The following is a 17,844-nucleotide window of genomic DNA, read 5'->3' as shown; positions in this document are numbered from 1 at the left end:
GGTTCAGCGGAGGTCGGCCGCCAGGCGGAAGCTCTGCAGGACCACCGGAGTGCTGTCGTCCACGGTGAAACCCGGGTCGTCGAGGGCGTCGAGCATCTCCGGACTGCGCCAGAACCGCTCGTGCACCGCACGCCACTCGGCCACGCTGGTGCACCCCTCGCCCTCGTCCAGGGCGTGCTGGAGGTCGACCTCCGCGAGCGGGACCACCCGGACGTCCGTGGTCTCGATCACGGCGACCCTGCGGCCGTCCGAGTCGAGGACCGCGGAGAGCTCACCGGGCAGCGGCAGGGGCTCGCCCTCGTGGTCGTAGTCGGCGACCAGGCCGGTGGTGCTGGTCTTGGCGCCGTCGAGGATCGCCGCGACCAGCTGGTCCCGCAGCGGGCCGGGGAACGCGAACTCGGCCGGAGGCAGGGCGACGACGCGCGGGTCGTCCGGACCGGTGTAGGAGTGCTGCTCGCTCATGCCGCGAGGGTAACGGCGGGACGGCTGGCGGGCCCGCGAATTTCGGGCCCGGGGCTCTCGGCGCCCGGAGCCCGGAGCCCGGCCGCTGGAGCCCGGGCCCAGGAGCCTAGGAGCCTAGGAGCCCAGGCTCCCGGTGCCCGGCCGCTGGCGCCCGGAGCCCAGGTGTCAGGTGCCCGGTGCCTGGCGCCCGGAGCCCAGGTGTCAGGTGCCCAGGCCCGGGGCGTGCAGGGGTGCCGTGCGGGTGATCTCGGGCGCGGGCGGCGAATGGGCGGGTCGGCAGGCCTCCGGGCCAAGGCGCCATGGGCCGCTGGGCCACTGGGCCATGGGGTGAGGTGGTGGGTGGGCGGGTGGTGGGGAGGGTGGGGGCGGGGGGAGGGGGAGGGCCCCCGAAGCAGGGAACGGCGACGATCAACGGTGATGTCCGATTCCCGCCAGTCACCCCCCGCCCAGTGCCGCAAACTGGACAACGTGATCGACGACGACATCCGGTACCGAGCCGTGGACAGCCGCGACTCCCGCTTCGACGGGGTCTTCTTCACGGCGGTCACCTCCACCGGCATCTACTGCCGTCCGAGCTGCCCCGCCGTGACCCCCAAGCGGGTCAACTGCGTCTTCTACCCCAGCGCCGCGGCCGCCCAGGGGGCGGGCTTCCGCGCCTGCCGCCGCTGCCGCCCGGACTCCGTGCCGGGCTCGCCCGAGTGGAACCAGCGCGCCGACCTGGTCGGCCGGGCGATGCGCCTGATCGGCGACGGCGTGGTGGACCGCGAGGGCGTGGCCGGCCTGGCCGACCGCCTCGGCTACAGCTCCCGCCAGCTGCAGCGCCAGCTGACCGCCGAGCTGGGCGCCGGCCCGATCGCGCTGGCCCGCGCCCGTCGTGCGCAGACCGCCCGCCTGCTCCTCCAGACCACCGAACTGCCCGTCACCGACATCGCGTTCGCGGCCGGCTTCGCCTCCGTCCGCCAGTTCAACGACACCGTGCGCGAGGTCTACGACCGCACCCCCAGCGGCCTGCGCGCCGAGGTCGCCGCCGGTCGCCGCATCGCGACTCCGGCCGGCGGTCTCACCCTGCGCTTGGCCTACCGCGGTGCGCTGGACAGCGAGCACCTGATCGACTTCCTCGCCCTGCGCGCCGTCCCCGGCGTGGAGGAGGTCGTCCCCGGCGCGCGCCCCGGCGTGCGCGTGTACCGCCGCACCCTCGCGCTCCCGTACGGCCACGGCATCGCCGAGGTCGAGGGCCTGGCGCCAGGCGAGCCGCCCACCCGGGGCTGGCTGGACTGCCGCCTGCTGCTCGCCGACCTGCGCGACCTGCCGACCGCCGTCCAGCGCCTGCGCATCCTCTTCGACCTGGACGCCGACCCGCTCGCGGTCGACGAGCAGCTCGGCGCCGACCCGCTGCTCGGCCCGCTGGTCCGCGAGCGCCCCGGGCTGCGCTCGCCCGGTCACGTGGACCCGCACGAGCTCGCCGTCCGTGCCGCCCTCGGCCAGCAGATCACCGTCGTCGCCGCCCGTACCCTGGCGGGACGGCTCGCGGAGAAGTACGGCACCGCGCTGCCCGAGCCCAGCGGCGGTCTGCGCCTGCTCTTCCCGACCGCGGCGGCCTTGGCCGCCGCCGATCCGGAGGACTTCGCGATGCCCGCCGCCCGCCGTCGCGCGCTCATCGGCCTGTGTGGCGCGCTGGCCGAGGGCACGGTCCGGCTCGACAGCGGGGTCGACCGCGAGGAGGCCGCGGCCGGCCTGCTGGACCTGCCCGGCATCGGCCCCTGGACGGTCGGCTACCTGCGGATGCGGGCCCTGGCCGACCCCGACGTCTTCCTCCCGAGCGACGTGGGCGTCAAGCACGGCCTGCTCCGCCTCGGCGCCGCCGGGGACCCGAAGTCCGCCGCCCGCGCCGCCGAGTCCTGGGCCCCGTGGCGCTCCTACGCCGTCCACCGGCTGTGGGCCGGCCCCGCGACCACCGGCCCCGCGACCACCGGCCCCGCAGGCACCGGCCCCGCAGGCACCGGCCCCGCAGGCACCGGGACCGACACCGGGACCGATACCGACATGAGCACCAGCATCAGTACCAGCGACACCAGTAGCACCAGCACCGGAACGGAGATCGGACGAGCATGAGCACCACCGTCTACACCACCATGGAGAGCCCCTTCGGCCGGCTGCTGCTCAGCGGGGTGCTGCCGGAGGGCGGCGGACCGGCCGCGCTGGCCACCGTCACCGTGCCCGGCCAGAAGTACGCGCTGGCCGAGCCCGCCGACGACTGGGTGCGCGACCCCGAGGCGCTCGCCGAGCCGGTCGCCCAGCTGACCGACTACTTCGCCGGCAAGCGCACCGGCTTCGACCTCCCGCTCGCGCCCGAGGGCACCGAGTTCCGCCGCAGGATCTGGGCCGCGCTGGACGAGATCCCGTACGGCACCACCGTCACCTACGGCGAACTCGCCGAGCTGGCCGGGCAGGAGCCGCGCATGGTCCGCGCGGTCGGCGGCGCGGTGGGCGCCAACCCGCTGCTGATCGTCCGGCCCTGCCACCGGGTGCTCGGCGCCGGTGGCGCGCTCACCGGCTTCGCCGCCGGCGTGGACCGCAAGCGCTGGCTGCTGGACCTGGAGGGCGGCACCCTGTTCTGACCGCCGGCGCCCCAGGGCCCCTGCCCCAGTAGACCCCGAGGGCTCAACTCCGAAGGTCCACCCGCCAGTTGTTGCTCCGCATGAACCGCCCGGGCGGGAACTCGAAGTCCGTCTCGCCGAGCAGTGTGAACCCCGCCTTCGCGCAGACCGCGTTGGAGGCGGGGTTGTCCACCGAGGGGAAGGCGTGGAGGTGGGGGTGCGCGGCCTCGCGGCGGGCGGCCGCGACCGCCGCGCGGGTGGCGGCAACCGCGATGCCCCGGCCCTGGAAGCCGGGCAGCACGTTCCACCCCATCTCGTGGACGGTCCGACCCTCCCACGTCCTGGTGCCGTAGCCGACCGTCCCGACCGCCTCGCCCTCGGGCAGCAGCACGATCCGGTACATGCAGCCGAGTCCGGACGGGACGAAGTCCAGGTAGCGCCGGTGCCGTACGAGCAGCCGCTCCTCGCTCTCCGGCCCGCCGACGTGCTTCTTCATCTCCGGTGTGTTGACCCGGCGCAGCAGTGCGAGGTCGTCGTCCGTCCAGGGCTCGATGCGTACGTCCGCGGTGGTCATGCCGGGGACGGTAGCGCCGGACGGGCCCCGGCGACCAGTGATTTCCGGCCGGCCGGCTTCCCGTAGGGCGGTTTCCCGCAGGCTGGCTTCCCGGCGGTGGCTTCCTAGCCGGCGGCGGGCCCTTGCTCGGCTCCGGTGCCCGGTTGGGCGAGGGCGCGGGCGAGCTGTTCCAGCGCGGGCAGTGCGTCGACGACCGCCGTACGGTCGGCCGGGTCGAGGGTGCCGAGGGCGGCGGCGATCCGGCGTTCGTGGGCGTGCTGCCAGTCGTCCAGCTGTCGGCGCCCGGCCGGGGTGAGGGCGATCCGGGCGGTGCGGCGGTCGCCGGGGTCGGCCTGGCGGTCGACGAAGCCGGCGTCGAGCAGCTTGCCGACCAGTCCGCTGACGGTGTTGGGCGCGAGCCGCTGTCGCGCGGCCAGTTCGCCGACCCGCAGCGGTGCGGCGGCCAGGGTCTGGAGGAGTTCGACCTGCGCCATCGGCAGGGACTCCCACGGGTAGTCGGTGCGGATGCTGCTGCGCAGCGCGCGGCGCAGCCGGGTGACGGTGTCGGTCAGCCGCCGGGCGTGCTCGACCGCCGGGTCGGGACTTCCGGTGGCGGGGTCGGGAACGTGTGGTGACGACGGCATGGCGGACAGCGTATCGCCTGGTACGGGGCGGTTCGGCGGCCGGTTCGGGCCTCGGGGCCGCGCTGTGTTGCGGCTCTGTTGCGGGCCTCGTGGCGGGGGTCCCTCCGGCACCGTCCGTACCGTGGGACGTCTCCTGTCGCAGAGCGAGCTGCTCGTAGAAAGAACATATCTGTATCCGATATATTCGTGTCATGAATGCCACTGCCCTTGCCACGAGGCTGCTCACCGAGCGGCCCCGGCCGCGTGGCATAGCCGGCTGGCGCCACGCCCACTGGCTCGCCGTCGGCACGGTCTGTCTCGGAGCCTTCCTCGGCCAGCTCGACGCCAGCGTCATCGCCCTGGTCTTCCCCGCCCTCGGCCGCCACTTCGGCGCGGGCTTCGCCGCCGTCGAGTGGGTCGCCCTGGCCTACCTGCTGGTCCTGGTCGCCCTGCTGGCCCCGATCGGCTGGCTCTCCGACCTGGTCGGCCGCAAGACGATGTACATCGGCGGCTTCGCGGTCTTCGGCCTCTCCTCGCTGGGCGCCGGATTCGCCGGCGGCCTCTGGGTCCTGGTCGGCCTCCGCGCCGTCCAGGCGGTCGGCGCCGCGATGATGCAGGCCAACAGCGTCGCCCTGGTCGCGCGCGGCGTCCCCGGGCACGCGATGCGGCGCGCGCTCGGCATCCAGGCCTCCGCCCAGGGCCTCGGCCTGGCGCTCGGGCCCATCCTCGGCGGGATGCTGGTCGAACACGCCTCGTGGCGCTGGGTTTTCTGGGTCAACGTGCCGATCGCGGTGTTCGGCATCCTGGCCGGCTGGTACCTGCTGCCCCGCACCCGGACGACCGGCGCCCCGACCGATGCCCCGGCCGCCGTGCCGGGCCCCCGCGAGGGCCGGACCGGCACCCACCGGACAGCCGCCTATCGGGCAGGCACCCACGGGACGGGCACCCACCGGACCGCCCCCCGCGAGGCCGCCCGCTTCGACCTGCCCGGCCTGCTGCTGCTCACCGGGGCGACCACCACGCTGCTGCTCGCCCTGTCCACCGCCTCCGGACTGCCCCTGCCCGGCTGGGCGGTGGCCGCCCTGCTGCTCGCCTCCGCCGTCCTGGCCCTCGCGCTGGTGCGCCAGGAGCGGCGGGCCGCCCGGCCGATCCTGGCGCCCGGGCTGGTCAACACCCCGGGCGTGCGCTCCGGCCTGGTGGTGGCGCTGATCGGCTACCTGCTGCTGTTCTGCCCGCTGGTGCTGGGCCCGGTGCTGCTCACCGGCGCGGGCGTGTCGACGGCCCACGCGGGCCTGGTGGTCACCCTGCTGCCCGCCGCGTTCGCCTTCGCCGCGACGGTCGGCGGCGGGTGGCTGCCCCGGGGCTGGTCGGACGTGACCAGGTGCCGCTTCGGCGCGCTGCTCACGGCCGTCGGACTGCTGCTGTTCGCCGTGCTGCCGGCCTCGGACGCGGTGGCGTTCCCGCTGCTGGTCGCCGGTTACGGGCTGGGCCTGCTGCTGCCCGCCAACAACGCCCTGGTGATGCGGGCGATCCCGGCCCAGTGCTCGGCGGTCGGCGGCGGCATGGTCAACATGGCCCGCAGCCTCGGTACGGCGCTCGGCATGGCGCTGTCCGTCCTCGGTGTCCACCTGGCGGGCGCCGCGTCCGGTGGGCGGACGGTGCTGCTCGCCCTCGCCGCCGTCGCGGCCTTCGCCGCGCTGCTCACCCGGCCCGTCCGCACCCGAAGGACCGGACCCTAGGCGTCCGTACGGGCGTTCAGGGTGTCCTGGGCGCGGTTGAGGCCGCGCCGGACCAGGGTCTCCAGGGCGTCCGCGCAGCGGTCCAACTCGCCGGGCATGGCGGCCAGTTCCTCCTCCGAGAACTTCTTCAGCACGAAGTCCCCGACGCTCCGGCCCTTCGGGGGGCGGCCGATGCCGAACCGCAGCCGGACGAAGTCCCGGGTGCCGAGCACCTCGCCCACCGAGCGCACGCCGTTGTGGCCGCCGGGGCCGCCGCCGCGCTTGAGCCGGGCGGAGCCGAAGGGGAAGTCCAGGTCGTCCTGCACGACCACCAGCCGTTCGACCGGGACGCCGTGGCGGCGCAGCAGCGCGGCCACCGGGCGTCCGGACAGGTTGATGGACCACCACAGCGGCTTGGCCAGCAGCACCCGGTGGCCGTCGATGCCGATCTCGGCGGTCAGGCCGGCGAGCCCGCTCCGGCGGAAGCGGGCGCCGTGCCGTTCGGCGAGCCGGTCCACGGCGAGGAAGCCCGCGTTGTGGCGGGTGAGCCGGAACCAGGGGCCGGGGTTGCCGAGTCCGGCGATCAGCCAGGGGGCGTCGGGGGTCATGCGGGGGTGCTCCGAAGGGGGTTCTGAAGGGGGCGGGGAAGAACGGCGGACGGCCGGGGCGCGGCCGGGACGGTACGGGACCGTCCCCGCCGGCGCCCCGGCCGTCCGGGGAACGCGCGGAACGCGGAACAGGTGGAACAGCTGGAAGAGACCGGACAGGCCGAGCGGGGCGACCGCTCAGGAGGCGGGCACGCCGGGTTCGGCGCCGCGCTCCTTGAGCATGTCGGTCATCAGCTGGAGCTCGGAGGTCTGGGCGACCACCATCGACTGCGCCAGCCGCTTCTCGGTGTCGTTCCGGGCCTTGTCGACGTAGCCCTGGGCCATCTCGACGCCGCCCTTGTGGTGCTCGATCATCAGCTGGAGGTAGAACACCTCGGCGTCCCGCCCGTTGAGCGTGCGCAGCTTCGCGATCTGGGTGTTGGTGGCCATGCCGGGCATCAGCGAACCGTCGTGGGCCTGGTAGTCGTGGCCCATCTTCATCCACGCCATCGGCGTGGCGGTCGAGTGCTGGGACAGCCCCCACTGGTCCAGCCAGCCCATCATCATCCCGCGCTGGTTGGCCTGGGTGTTGATGATGTCGAAGGCCAGGGTGCGGGTCGGCTCGTCGGCGGTGCGGTCCCGGACGACGAACGACAGGTCCACCGCCTGCTGGTGGTGGGTCGCCATGTCGCGGGCGAACCCGGCCTCGGGGGAGTCGTCGGCCGGGACGGACAGCGTGGACGAGCCGGACGCCGAGGTCCCGCTCGCCACCAGGGCCGGCACCCCGAGCGCCAGCGCCACGGCGGCGGCCAGCGCGGCCGGCCACCACAGGCGGCGGCGGCGCGGGGCCGCGCCGTCCTCCGTACCGTCCAGGTCGTCCGGGCGGTCCGCGTCGGCGGTCACATCTGCCCCATGGTGCAGGAGGCGCCCGGTTCCTGGGTCTGCTTGCCCTGGACGTACTTGGTGAAGAACTCCTCCACCCGCGGGTCGCTGGCGCTGTCCACGGTCAGCTGGGTGCTCCAGGCGTTCAGGGTGATGGTGCCCTGCTCGTCCGGGTACGGGCTCATCATCGAGTACGGGGTCTTCTTGACCTTGTCGGAGAGGGTCTTGATGTCGTCCGGGGTGGCCTTGCCGTTGTACGTCACCCAGACCGCGCCGTGCTCCAGCGAGTGGACGGCGCGCTCGTTCTCGAGCGGCTGGTCGTAGACGTGGGCCATGCAGTCCGCCCAGATGGCGTTGTGGTCGCCGCCGACCGGCGGGGTCATCGGGTAGGTGACCTTGTCCTTGACGTGGGTGCGGCTCAGCTCGCCGAAGGTCTTCACGCCCGGGATGTCCGCGTTGGCGGCGGCCTGCTTGTCCTTCTTCTTCTGGTTCTGGTCCATGACGATCCAGGTGCCGGTGGCGATCGCACCGACCACCAGCACACCGGCCACCACCGAGGCGACGATCTTGTTGCGGCGGTCGCGGCGCTGCTCGGCGGCGCGCAGCTCGGCGATCCGGGCACGGCGGTCGAGGCCGTCCTGCTTGCCGCCGGGCTTGTTGGACTGCTTGGAGGAGGAACCCATGGTGGTCGTCCTTGTCCCCGCCGCACCGGTCGGTGGCGGCGGTCAGGTGGAGTGAGAGGAGGGACGGATCCGTCGGCGGCTGCGCCGGCGGTGGGTTCCGCTCAGGACCGGTGGACCTGGAGTTCGTGCAGGTCGGGAACCGGGTGCGCGCCGTCCAGCAGGCCGGCGGGCACCACCCGGGGCTGCGCGTCGGGCGCGGTCGGGGTCAGCGGTGACACGGCGGGCTGCGGCTGCGGCGGCGGGTTCGGCAGCTGGGCGTCCTGCGGGCAGTACGGGTGGCTGGAGCAGCCGTTGTTGCGCGGCGGCTGGCCGTCGGCGGTGCAGAGGATCCAGTGCCCCTGCTCCTCGGCCGTCCGGTGGTGGTCCGAGGGGTTCGCGGACTTGGCGACCTTCGCGGCACGGCCGGTGTAGGAGGCGTGCCCGGTGGCGACCTGGACGCTGACCACGCTGACCACCGTGACGGAGCCGGCCGGGGCCGCGGTCGTCGTCGGATGGCCGGAGCCGTCCACCGCCTTCGCCTGGCCCGCGCACGGCAGCAGCGTCAGCAGCGCGACGAGCAGCAGGACCAACAGCCCACCTGCCGGGCGGCCCGCGGATGCGGCCCTCCCCGGTCGGGGCGAACTGGGGGCCGACGCGGTCATGCGCACATTTAATCAGCCGAACGAGTGATGCGATGCCCCCCATCGGCCCCCATTTTCGGCGGCCCGTACGCCCGGATGACCAGGAAACACCCTGCTCCGGACACATCCGGCAAGCACGGACGGAACGGAAGCGGACGAACGGATGACGCGCCCGGGACCGGGCTCGCGAACCGGCAGGTGAGCGCGGTGGCCGGGACTTTCCGGTGGGTGACCGGTTGTCGCCGAAACCCGGACAGGGTCCTCGCGGGTGGAGAACAATGTCGTCAGCCCGGCCCGCCCGGGGGCGGCGCGACCACGGAATGACCAGGAGCCGCCAGATGAGCAAGCAGGGTGCACCGGCACAGCCGCACCGGCCGGACGACGGCTGGTGGGACGCCGTCTACGACGGTCCGGCGGGCACCCTCCCGGACACCCCGCACGCCGACCCGGGGGACGGCAGCGTGGACGACTGGTTCGACACGGCGGTCGGGCTCATCGGGCAGCAGCGGTCGGCGGAGCCGGAGGCGCGGCCGGATCCGGAGCCGGAGGTGGCGGCTGCGGCGGCTGTGCCGGAGGTCGGGGCCGGGGCTCCCGCGGAGCCTGACGGTTCGGAGGGCGCGGACAACCGGGACAGCATCGACGACTGGTTCGACACCGCGGTCGGCGTGATCGGCGGGGCGGAGGGGATCGGGCGACAGCGGACCTCCTCCGAGACCCACCACGTCCCGGCCCCCGCCTTCGCCGAGGACGCGCCGAAGCCCGCGCCGGAGCCGGAGGTACAGCCGGAGCCGGTACCTGAGCCCGAGCCGGTACCTGAGCCGGAGACCGTACCGGTCCCGGACCCGGTCTCGTTGGAGAAGCCCACCCCGCCGTCCGCCCCCGAACCGGAGCCCGAGCCGGAGCCCGAGCCGGAGCCTGAGCCCGAGCCCGCCGCCGAGGCGCCGGCCGAGCCGGAGACGGCGGAGGAGCCGGAAGCCCCCGCGCCCGTCCCCGATCCCCGCCTGGCCATCCGCGCACCGCTCGCCGACGGCGGCGCCGCCGTCCCGCACGTCGGCGAGCGCCCGCCGACCTACGGACCCGAGCCGACGGCCGTACCCGAGGCGGACCCGGGCGCACTGCGCGCGCTCGTACCGGACACCGTGCTGGACGGCGCCCAGTACGGGCCGTCCGTGCTGCGCGCCGCCTCCGTCCGGGGTGACTCCGCGCGCTACCGGGGCGAGCCGCGCCGCGACGCCCTGCTGGTCACCCGGTTCGGCGAGGGCCCCGACGGCCTGCTGCTCGCCGTCCTCGGCGGCTTCGACCGGACGGGCGGCCCCGAGGAGGAGGCGCTCACCGCCGAGGCGGTCGCGGCCGCCACCGGGGAGGCGTGCCACCAGCTCGCGGCCGCGATCGGGCGCAGCCGGGCCGGGCTGGCCGCCGACCTGCGCGCCGGCGCCCGCGACCGGCTCCGCTACGGTCTCCAGCGCCTGGCCACCGGTGCCGCCGCCCCGCTGCGCGCCCTGGTGCCCCGGGAGGAGGAGGACGCGCCGTCCCCGGCGCTGCTGCACTGCCTGCTGGTGTCGCTGGACCCGGAGGCCGGCTACCGGGCGGCCTTCGGCGTCGGCCCGGGCGGGCTCTACCTGCTGCGCTCCGGCCACTGGATCGACGCCTACGCGGCCCGCCTGCTGCACCACCCGGACGGCCAGCCGCCGGTCCCCGAGGCCCCGGTGCCCGGTCCGCGCCCGTTCCGCTTCCGGCTCGTCCCCGTGACGCCGGGCGACATCCTCCTGCTCTGCACCCCCGGTCTCGCCCGCCCCATCGCCGACGAGCCGGCCGTCGCCCACTTCCTCTCCACCCACTGGACCCACCCCCACCCCCCGGGCACCGTCGACTTCCTCCGCCAGGTCCAGGTCCGCGCCAAGGGCTACGCCGACGACCGCACCGCCGCCGCCATCTGGACCGAGTGACCGGGGAGGGCGGCGGCGGGATGCGGAGCGGCGGGGTGCGGTCCCGGGCCGGTCAGGCCGGCAGCCGGCCGTCGAGGAGGAAGGCGGTGAGCGGGTCGCGGATCCGGGGGTCGGTGAAGTCGACGCCGTGCCCGGTGGCGTCCACCGTGACCATCGCCGCCCGGTGGCCGAAGGCCGACCGGACCTGACGGGCCCCGGAGTACGGCGTCGAGGCGTCGTAGCGGTTCTGGAGCATCAGGATGTTCCGCGGCCCGTCCGGGTTCGGGCGCACCGGCGGTTCCTCGGGGCGGTAGTGCCAGAACGCGCAGGGCCAGACGTTGCCGGACATGCCGGCGGTGAGCGGGTAGCGCTGCCGGTCGGCCGCGGTGCGGGCGGCGTAGACGGCGGGGTCGCGGGGCCAGGCGGAGTCGCCGCAGATCACCGCGGACTGGGCGGCGACGAAGTTGTCCGGGATGACCGACGGGAGGCCGCTGCCGGGGGAGCCTCCCGGCGGCGGGGCGGTGCGGGTGGCGGCCATCCGCAGCACCGTGGCGGCCAGCGGGTAGTAGCGAGGTTTGGTGAGCGAGGCGTAGACGACGGCCCGAAGGGTGTTGCCGGTGAGGGTCCGGCCGTCGGGCAGGCCGAACGGCGCGCGGTCGAGCTCCTCGGCGAGCCGCAGGTAGGCGGCCCGTACGGCTTCGGGGGTGGCGCCCAGGTGGAGGGTGTCGTCGCGGGCGGCGAGGTACCGGGCGAGGGCCGGGAAGGCCTCCTCGGTGCCCTCGCTGAACAGGCCGATCGCCTGCTGCTCCCCGCCGGGGGCGACCGTGCTGTCCAGCACCAGGTGCTCGGCGCGGGTGGGGAAGAGGCTCGCGTAGACCTGGCCGAGGTAGGTGGCGTAGGAGGAGCCCAGGTAGGAGATCCGGTGGACGCCGAGGGCGGCCCGGATCCGGTCGAGGTCCCGGGCGGAGTCGGCGGTGGTGATGTCGGCGAGGTACGGGCCGCTCGCGGCGGCGCAGGCGTCGGCGATCCGCCGGGCCAGGTCGAGGTTGGCGGTGATCGAGCCGTCGGGGGCGGGGAAGGGGTAGTTGAGTTCGGCGGCGCGCTCCTCGGCGGGCAGGTCGCAGTGCACGGGGGTGCTGTTCCCGACGCCGCGCTCGTCGAAGCCGATCAGGTCGTAGGAGCGCAGGACGTCGGGCGGCAGGAAGGCGGTGGCCTCCCCGGGGTAGTCGAGGCCGGAGCCGCCCGGTCCGCCGGGGACCACCACGAGGTCGCCGCGGCGGTGGGCCGGGTCGGCGGTGCGGATCCGGGAGACGGTGAGCGTGAGGGTCCCGGCGCCGGGGTGGCGGTAGTCGCGGGGGACGCGCAGCGTCGTGCACCGCTGGCGCGGGTCGCGGGGGAAGGGCGTGCCGTTGGCGTTGGGGGTCGGGGCCGGGCAGGGCCCCCAACGGAGGGCGGTGGGCGCGGCGTCGGCGGCGGCCGTCGGCGGGGCGACGGCCGCGGGCAGGAGCAGGAGGGAGAGCAGCAGGCCACCGGTCGCGGCCGTGCGGCGCAGGATCGCGGTCATGCTCTGACGGTAGGTCGGCTCGGCGGCCCCGGCTTCGGAGCGGGGGTGGAGGTCGGCGGCCGGTTCTCCACCCGCCGTTCTCCACCCGGTGGTTGAGCCGAAGCCGAAGCCGAAGCCGAAGCCGGATCCGAAGCCGGGGCCGGGGTCGGAACCGGAGCCGGGGAGGCCGCGGGGCCGCTCAGGTGCGCAGGAGGATGCCGGTGACGGCGGTGGCCTGGGTGAGGGCGGTGTCGCGGTGGGCGTCCGGGAGGCCGATGGCGACGGGGACGGCGAGGCCGTCGAGCAGGGCGCGGATCTGGGCCGCGCGGTCGGCGGCGGGGCCGGGGGTGAAGCGGCCGGTGGCGGTGCCCTCCTCGATGAGGGCGACCAGGTCGGCCTGCCAGGGGGCCTCGATCTCCTGCTGGCCCTGGCGGATCTCGGCGCTCGCGGGGGAGCGGCCCCACACCTCGACCCAGAGGATCCAGCGCGGGTCGCCCGCGCCCTCCGGCAGGTAGAGGCGCAGGTAGGCGTCGAGGCGCTGCCAGGGGTCGAGGGTGTGGTCGGCGAGGGCCTCGCGGCGGCGGGCGCCGAGCTGGTCCTCGCTCCAGCGGAGGGTCTCCAGCAGCAGCTGGTCCTTGCTGCCGAAGTAGTAGAGCAGGTGTCCGGCGCTCATCTGGAGCTGTTTGCCGAGCCCGGCCATGGTGAGCTTGGCGAGCCCGTGTTCGGCGATCGCGGCCCGGGCGGTGGCGAAGACCTCCTCGCGGGGGCGGGCCGGCCGGCGCGGGCGGGGGTCGGCCATGTGGGGTTCTCCTCGGTGGGCCGGAACGCGGGAAGGCGGCGCGGAACGCGGGAAGGCGGCCCGGGCGGGGGCGTACGGCCCCCGCCCGGGCGGGGCGTCAGAGCGCCTTCGGCTGCTGCTGGGTGATGCAGTGGATGCCGCCGCCGTTGGCGAAGATCTCGCGGGCGTCGACGAGTTCGACGGTGCGGCCCGGGTAGGCCTCGGCGAGGATCGCGGCGGCCTCCTGGTCGCGCGGGTCGTCGAAGGCGCACAGGACGACGGCGCCGTTGGCCACGTAGTGGTTGATGTAGGAGTAGTCGACCGGCTCGCCGTCCTCGTCCAGCAGGACGGTGGGGGCGGGCAGTTCGAGGACCTCCAGCGGCCGGCCCTGGGCGTCGGTGGAGGCGCGCAGCACGGCGACCAGTTCGCGGCAGACCTCGTGGTCCGGGTGCGAGGGGTCGGGCTGGACGTGGGCGACCACGACGCCGGGGCGTACGAAGGAGGCGACGATGTCGATGTGCCCGCGGGTGCCGAACTCGTCGTAGTCGCGGGTGAGTCCGCGCGGCAGCCAGATCGCCTTGGTGGTGCCGAGGAAGGCGTGCAGCTCGGCCTCGACCTCCTCCTTGGTCCAGGTCGCGTTGCGGCCCTCGCCGAGCTGGACGGTCTCGGTGACGAGGACCGTGCCCTCGCCGTCGACGTGGATGCCGCCGCCCTCGTTGATCAGCCGGGAGGCGAAGCGCTGGACGTCCGTCAGTTCGCTGATGTGCTCGGCGATGTGCTGGTCCTTGTCCCAGCGGGCCCAGGACTGGGCGCCCCAGCCGTTGAAGATCCAGTCGGTGGCGGCCAGCGAGCCCTTGCCGTCGATCAGGAAGGAGGGGCCGATGTCGCGCATCCACGCGTCGTTCAGCGGGCGCTCGACGATCTCGACCTTCTCGGAGACGTACGTGCGCGCCTGCTCGGTCTCGCCGGTGTTGACGATCAGCGTCACCGGCTCGTACCGGACGATGGTGTCGGCGACGGCGGCCCAGGCCTGGCGGGCGGCGTGCAGCTGCTCGGGGCCGTCGAAGGTGGGGTTGGTGGTGGGGAAGGCCATCCAGGTGCGGTCGTGCGGGTGCCACTCGGCGGGCATCCGGTAGCCGAGGGAGGCGGGCGTGGCGGTGGTCATCGTGGAGTCCTAAGCGGTCAGAGGAAGTAGAGGCGGCTGAGGGAGACGCTGTCGGCGGGTTCGGAGCGCAGCGGCGAGCCGTCCAGGGAGACCAGGCCGGTCTCGGTGACCTCGACGTGGCCGATGCGGGCGTTGCGCACCATGTCGCGCGGTCCGATGCCGCGGGTGTTCCGTACGCCGACCCGGCGGCGGCGGGTGGGCAGCCCGTCGGCGGCCTGGTCGAGGTAGGCGCCGTCGGCGGCGGCCTGGGCGACGAAGGCCACCGAGATGTCGGCGGCGGTCGCGCCGTGGGCGCCGAACTGCGTTCCCAGGACGAGCGGTTCGCAGCGGTCGGTGGCGGCGTTGGGGTCGCCGACCACGCCGTAGGCGGGGAAGCCGGCCTTGAGGACCAGTTGCGGCTTGGCGCCGAAGTGGTCGGGGCGCCACAGCACGATGTCGGCGAGCTTGCCGATCTCGATGGAGCCGACCTCGTGGGAGAGGCCGTGGGCGATGGCCGGGTTGATGGTGAGCTTGGCGATGTAGCGCAGCACGCGCTCGTTGTCGTCGCCGCTCTCCGTCGTCCCGTACGAGCCGGCGCCGTCGAGCGGGCCGAGTTCGGCCTTCATCTTCCCGGCCATGGCGAAGGTGCGGCGCACGGTCTCGCCGGCCCGGCCCATGCCCTGGGCGTCGGAGGAGGTGATGCCGATGACTCCGAGGTCGTGCAGCACGTCCTCGGCGCCCATGGTGCCGGCCCGGATGCGGTCGCGGGCCATCGCGGCGTCGCCGGGCAGGTCGGGCTTGAGGTCGTGGGCGGAGACGATCATGTCGTAGTGCTCGCCGAGCGCGTCCCGCCCGAACGGCAGCGTCGGGTTGGTGGAGGAGCCGATGACGTTCGGCACGCCCGCCATCTTGAGGACGTTGGGGACGTGTCCGCCGCCGCAGCCCTCGATGTGGAAGGCGTGGATGGTCCGGCCGTCGAGGACCTTCAGGGTGTCCTCGACCGAGAGGCACTCGTTCAACCCGTCGGTGTGCAGGGCGACCTGGACGTCGTACTCCTCGGCGACCCGCAGCGCGGTGTCCAGGGCGCGGGTGTGCGCGCCCATGTCCTCGTGCACCTTGAAGCCGGACGCGCCGCCCTCGGCCAGCGCCTCGATCAGCGGGGCCTCGTCGGAGGACGAACCGCGGCCCAGGAAGCCGATGTTGACGGGCCAGGCGTCGAAGGAGTTGAAGGCGTGCCGCAGCGCCCAGGGGGAGTTGACGCCGACGCCCCAGACCGGGCCGAACTCCTGGCCGATGATGGTGGTGACGCCGGAGGCCAGCGAGGCCTCCATGATCCGCGGCGAGAGCAGGTGGACGTGGGTGTCGACGGCGCCGGCGGTGGCGATCAGGCCCTCGCCGGAGACGATCGTGGTGCCGGTGCCGACGACCACGTCGACGCCGTCGAGGGTGTCGGGGTTGCCGGCCCGCCCGATCGAGGCGATCCGGCCGCCGATCAGGCCGATCGAGGTCTTGCGGACGCCCTGGACCGCGTCGATCACCAGCACGTTGCTGATCACCACGTCGCAGGTGTCGCGGACGGCGGCGGGCTTGAGGTGCAGGCCGTCCCGGGCGGTCTTGCCGAAGCCGGCCAGGAACTCGTCGCCGGGCGCCTGGGAGTCGGACTCGACCCGGACGATCAGTCCGCTGTCGCCGAGCCGGACCCGGTCCCCGGCGCGCGGGCCGTGCACGGCGATGTAGTCGTGCGGGGTGATCGCGCTCACGAGGGCACCTCCGCGTCGTCGAAGCCGGTCAGGTAGCCGGTCGCGCGGGCCTTCGCCAGGGCGGCCTCCTTCGCGCCGGGCGCGTCCAGCGGCCCGTCCACGAGCCCCGCGAAGCCGATCGCGACCCGCTCTCCGCCGATCGGCACCAGGCCGACCTCGACGGTGGCGCCCGGGTCGAAGCGCACCGAGGAGCCGGCCGGCACGGCCAGGTGGGTGCCGTAGGCGGCGGCACGGTCGAAGGCCAGCCGGGGGTTGGCCTCGAAGAAGTGGAAGTGCGAGGTGACCGAGATCGGCACCCCGGAGGTGTTGTGCACGGGGAGCAGCAGCGTCTCCTCGACCGGGTCGTAGCCGGCGCCGTCGCCGATCAGCGCGCCGCCGGGGGCGTCGTCGCCGAGCGAGCCGGCGCCCTTGAACGGGTCGGTGACGACGGCGAGGCGGGTGCCGTCCTCGAAGACGGCCTCGACCTGGACGACGGTGACCACGTCCGGCACGCCGGGCAGCACCTCGTCGGCGGTGAGCACGGAGCGGCCGGCCTCGATGGCCTCGGCGAGGCGGCGGCCGTCGCGGGCGGCCTCGCAGACGGTGTCCGCGATCAGGGCGGTGGCCTCGGGGATGTTGAGGCGCACGCCCCGGGCGCGGCGGGCGCGGGCCAGTTCGGCTGCCGTGAAGATCAGCAGCCGGTCCCGCTCGGTGGGGGTCAGTCGCACGGTTCCTCGCTCGCGGTCGCCGGGAAGGGGGTCGGCTCGGGTCCTCGGGGGCTGTCGGGATCGATGTTAGAACGGCGTTCAAACACCTCGGGGTCATTGAACCCGCAGCGGGCCGCCCTGTCCAGCGTTGCCGCTCCGCGGGCGTTCGGCCCGCCGGGTGGGGGGCGGGGGTGAGCGGGCGGGAGCGAGGGGCGGGGGCGAAGAGGTCCGGGTGGGCCGGCGCCCGGACCCCGGCGCGCGGCGGGAGCGGGGCGGGGGGCGCGTGGTCGGGCGCACGGTCGGTACGGGCGCCGGGTGTGCGCGGGATCGGGTGGGGGCTTCTTCGAAAACAGCCTCTGCGCTTCGCAAACCTGTCCGGCGCGGGCAGTTGGATCACGCGAACCACCCCGTGCCCCTTTCACCCCACGTGATCGGACGCACACTGTTGCAAACGCCGTCAACTGGGCATGAGGATGAGTGGTCAGAACGAGGGGGCCACCCGGCCGGCGGGGGATCCGGAGGCGGGGGCCCGGATTTCAGGGCGGGGGCATGTGTTGATGGACGGTCAGTCGCGATTCCCGCGGCAGCGGACGAGTTCCGGCGACGCCTACCGGTCCGGGCCGGTCCAGGCGCCGGTCGCCGGCACCGGGACGACCCTGCCGGGTGCGCCGGCACCGGGGTGTGCCGTGCACCGGAGACTGCACCTCACGCTCGATCCGGCGGATCTCGTCGGGGTGGGCGCGGTGCGGCGGCGGTTGCGCTCGGCGCTGAGCCACTGGGGGGTGCCGGAGCTGTCCGACACCGCCGAGCTGCTCTCCTCCGAGCTGGTCACCAACGCGCTGCTGCACACGGGCAAGGGCGCGGTGTTCGACGCGGAGCTCGGGTCGGACCACCGGCTGCGCATCGAGGTGCAGGACGGCACCAGCAGACTGCCCGGGCGGCGGCGCGATCCGGAGGGCGAGTACGCGACCTCGGGGCGCGGCCTGCTGCTGGTGGAGGCGCTCGCGGATTCCTGGGGCGTGCAGCTGCGCGGCGACGGCAAGGTCACCTGGTTCGAGCTCGCCATGCCCTGAGTCCCGCCTCCGGGCGGCGTGCTCCGGGCCGTGCGTTCCGGGCCGTGTGTTCCGGGTCGGCGGCAGGACGTACGATTGTTCGCCGTCGATTGATTCGCTGTCGAAGGAAGCCCAGAACAGAAGGCGGAACAGAAGATTTCCGGCCCGTTGGCATTGCCGCTCGGCCGAACATTGGCCAGGATGGTGGGAATGTGTGTCCACGTGCGGGAA

The 17,844-nt window shown here is 74.6% G+C and carries 17 protein-coding genes; 5 read left to right on the top strand and 12 right to left on the bottom strand.

What is annotated here, in order from left to right:
• Positions 1-3: 3 nt before the first annotated feature.
• Entirely contained in the window at positions 4-462 is a 459-nt protein-coding gene (locus tag ACWDCZ_RS20915) for an ASCH domain-containing protein (protein ID WP_117487350.1), read from the bottom strand.
• A 417-nt stretch (positions 463-879) separates the two neighbouring features.
• Between ACWDCZ_RS20915 and ACWDCZ_RS20910 the strand changes: the two genes are divergently transcribed.
• Both ACWDCZ_RS20910 and ACWDCZ_RS20905 read left to right on the top strand, forming a co-directional pair.
• Positions 880-2,574, top strand: coding sequence for a DNA-3-methyladenine glycosylase 2 family protein (locus tag ACWDCZ_RS20910; RefSeq protein ID WP_449816624.1), 1,695 nt, complete (start codon positions 880-882; stop codon positions 2,572-2,574).
• On the top strand, positions 2,571-3,080 hold the full coding sequence (locus ACWDCZ_RS20905; protein WP_117487348.1) for a methylated-DNA--[protein]-cysteine S-methyltransferase: 510 nt from the start codon (positions 2,571-2,573) through the stop codon (positions 3,078-3,080). The genes ACWDCZ_RS20910 and ACWDCZ_RS20905 overlap by 4 nt, the downstream gene beginning before the upstream one ends.
• Before the next feature lie 43 nt (positions 3,081-3,123).
• On the opposite strand, the gene ACWDCZ_RS20900 is transcribed toward ACWDCZ_RS20905, so the two are convergent.
• Together ACWDCZ_RS20900 and ACWDCZ_RS20895 are read right to left on the bottom strand one after the other, a co-directional pair.
• Positions 3,124-3,633, bottom strand: a complete 510-nt coding sequence (locus ACWDCZ_RS20900; protein ID WP_117487347.1) for a GNAT family N-acetyltransferase — start codon at positions 3,631-3,633, stop codon at positions 3,124-3,126.
• Positions 3,634-3,737: 104 nt separating this feature from the next.
• The gene (locus tag ACWDCZ_RS20895) at positions 3,738-4,256 is read right to left on the bottom strand and encodes a MarR family winged helix-turn-helix transcriptional regulator (protein WP_449816623.1); all 519 of its coding nucleotides are present in this window, start codon (positions 4,254-4,256) and stop codon (positions 3,738-3,740) included.
• A gap of 191 nt (positions 4,257-4,447) precedes the next feature.
• Here ACWDCZ_RS20895 and ACWDCZ_RS20890 point away from each other — a divergent pair, with 191 nt between their 5' ends.
• Positions 4,448-5,974, top strand: a complete 1,527-nt coding sequence (locus ACWDCZ_RS20890) for an MFS transporter (protein WP_449816622.1) — start codon at positions 4,448-4,450, stop codon at positions 5,972-5,974.
• Here the strand turns inward: ACWDCZ_RS20890 and pth are convergent.
• The 4 genes from pth to ACWDCZ_RS20870 form a co-directional block, all read right to left on the bottom strand.
• Positions 5,971-6,561 carry an aminoacyl-tRNA hydrolase gene (pth, locus tag ACWDCZ_RS20885; protein WP_375873911.1) on the bottom strand — a complete coding sequence of 197 codons (591 nt, stop codon included), beginning with the start codon at positions 6,559-6,561 and terminating at the stop codon, positions 5,971-5,973. The two genes, ACWDCZ_RS20890 and pth, sit on opposite strands and share 4 nt — an antisense overlap.
• Positions 6,562-6,738: 177 nt before the next feature.
• Entirely contained in the window at positions 6,739-7,413 is a 675-nt protein-coding gene (locus ACWDCZ_RS20880) for a DUF305 domain-containing protein (RefSeq protein WP_449816629.1), read from the bottom strand.
• 26 nt (positions 7,414-7,439) lie between these two features.
• Positions 7,440-8,105, bottom strand: a complete 666-nt coding sequence (locus ACWDCZ_RS20875) for a DUF3105 domain-containing protein (protein ID WP_387819464.1) — start codon at positions 8,103-8,105, stop codon at positions 7,440-7,442.
• 101 nt (positions 8,106-8,206) lie between these two features.
• Entirely contained in the window at positions 8,207-8,674 is a 468-nt protein-coding gene (locus ACWDCZ_RS20870) for a hypothetical protein (protein ID WP_449816621.1), read from the bottom strand.
• Between the two features lie 389 nt (positions 8,675-9,063).
• Here ACWDCZ_RS20870 and ACWDCZ_RS20865 point away from each other — a divergent pair, with 389 nt between their 5' ends.
• Complete coding sequence (locus ACWDCZ_RS20865) at positions 9,064-10,671, top strand: protein phosphatase 2C domain-containing protein (RefSeq protein ID WP_449816620.1); 1,608 nt, start codon at positions 9,064-9,066, stop codon at positions 10,669-10,671.
• A 52-nt stretch (positions 10,672-10,723) separates the two neighbouring features.
• Here the strand turns inward: ACWDCZ_RS20865 and ACWDCZ_RS20860 are convergent, their stop codons facing one another.
• From ACWDCZ_RS20860 to ACWDCZ_RS20840, 5 genes are all read right to left on the bottom strand, one after another.
• Positions 10,724-12,214 carry an alpha/beta hydrolase gene (locus ACWDCZ_RS20860; protein ID WP_449816619.1) on the bottom strand — a complete coding sequence of 497 codons (1,491 nt, stop codon included), beginning with the start codon at positions 12,212-12,214 and terminating at the stop codon, positions 10,724-10,726.
• Between the two features lie 178 nt (positions 12,215-12,392).
• A complete protein-coding gene (locus ACWDCZ_RS20855) occupies positions 12,393-12,992 on the bottom strand; it encodes a TetR/AcrR family transcriptional regulator (RefSeq protein ID WP_380743123.1) in 600 nt (199 codons plus the stop codon).
• 97 nt (positions 12,993-13,089) lie between these two features.
• Positions 13,090-14,136: an agmatine deiminase family protein gene (locus ACWDCZ_RS20850; protein WP_074001019.1), complete on the bottom strand. Its 1,047-nt coding sequence runs from the start codon at positions 14,134-14,136 to the stop codon at positions 13,090-13,092.
• Positions 14,137-14,153: 17 nt separating this feature from the next.
• Positions 14,154-15,875 (bottom strand): urease subunit alpha, encoded by a 1,722-nt coding sequence (locus ACWDCZ_RS20845; RefSeq protein WP_449816618.1) that lies wholly within the window; start codon positions 15,873-15,875, stop codon positions 14,154-14,156.
• A complete protein-coding gene (locus ACWDCZ_RS20840) occupies positions 15,872-16,582 on the bottom strand; it encodes an urease subunit gamma (protein WP_049658208.1) in 711 nt (236 codons plus the stop codon). Before ACWDCZ_RS20840 ends, ACWDCZ_RS20845 begins: the two co-directional genes overlap by 4 nt.
• 665 nt (positions 16,583-17,247) lie before the next feature.
• Between ACWDCZ_RS20840 and ACWDCZ_RS20835 the strand changes: the two genes are divergently transcribed.
• The gene (locus ACWDCZ_RS20835; RefSeq protein ID WP_049658213.1) at positions 17,248-17,634 is read left to right on the top strand and encodes an ATP-binding protein; all 387 of its coding nucleotides are present in this window, start codon (positions 17,248-17,250) and stop codon (positions 17,632-17,634) included.
• Positions 17,635-17,844: the final 210 nt, after the last annotated feature.

It is taken from the genome of Kitasatospora sp. NPDC001225, assembly GCF_053597855.1.
The sequence above is the reverse complement of the archived record's forward strand: the minus strand, read 5'-3'. Positions and strand labels throughout refer to the sequence as shown.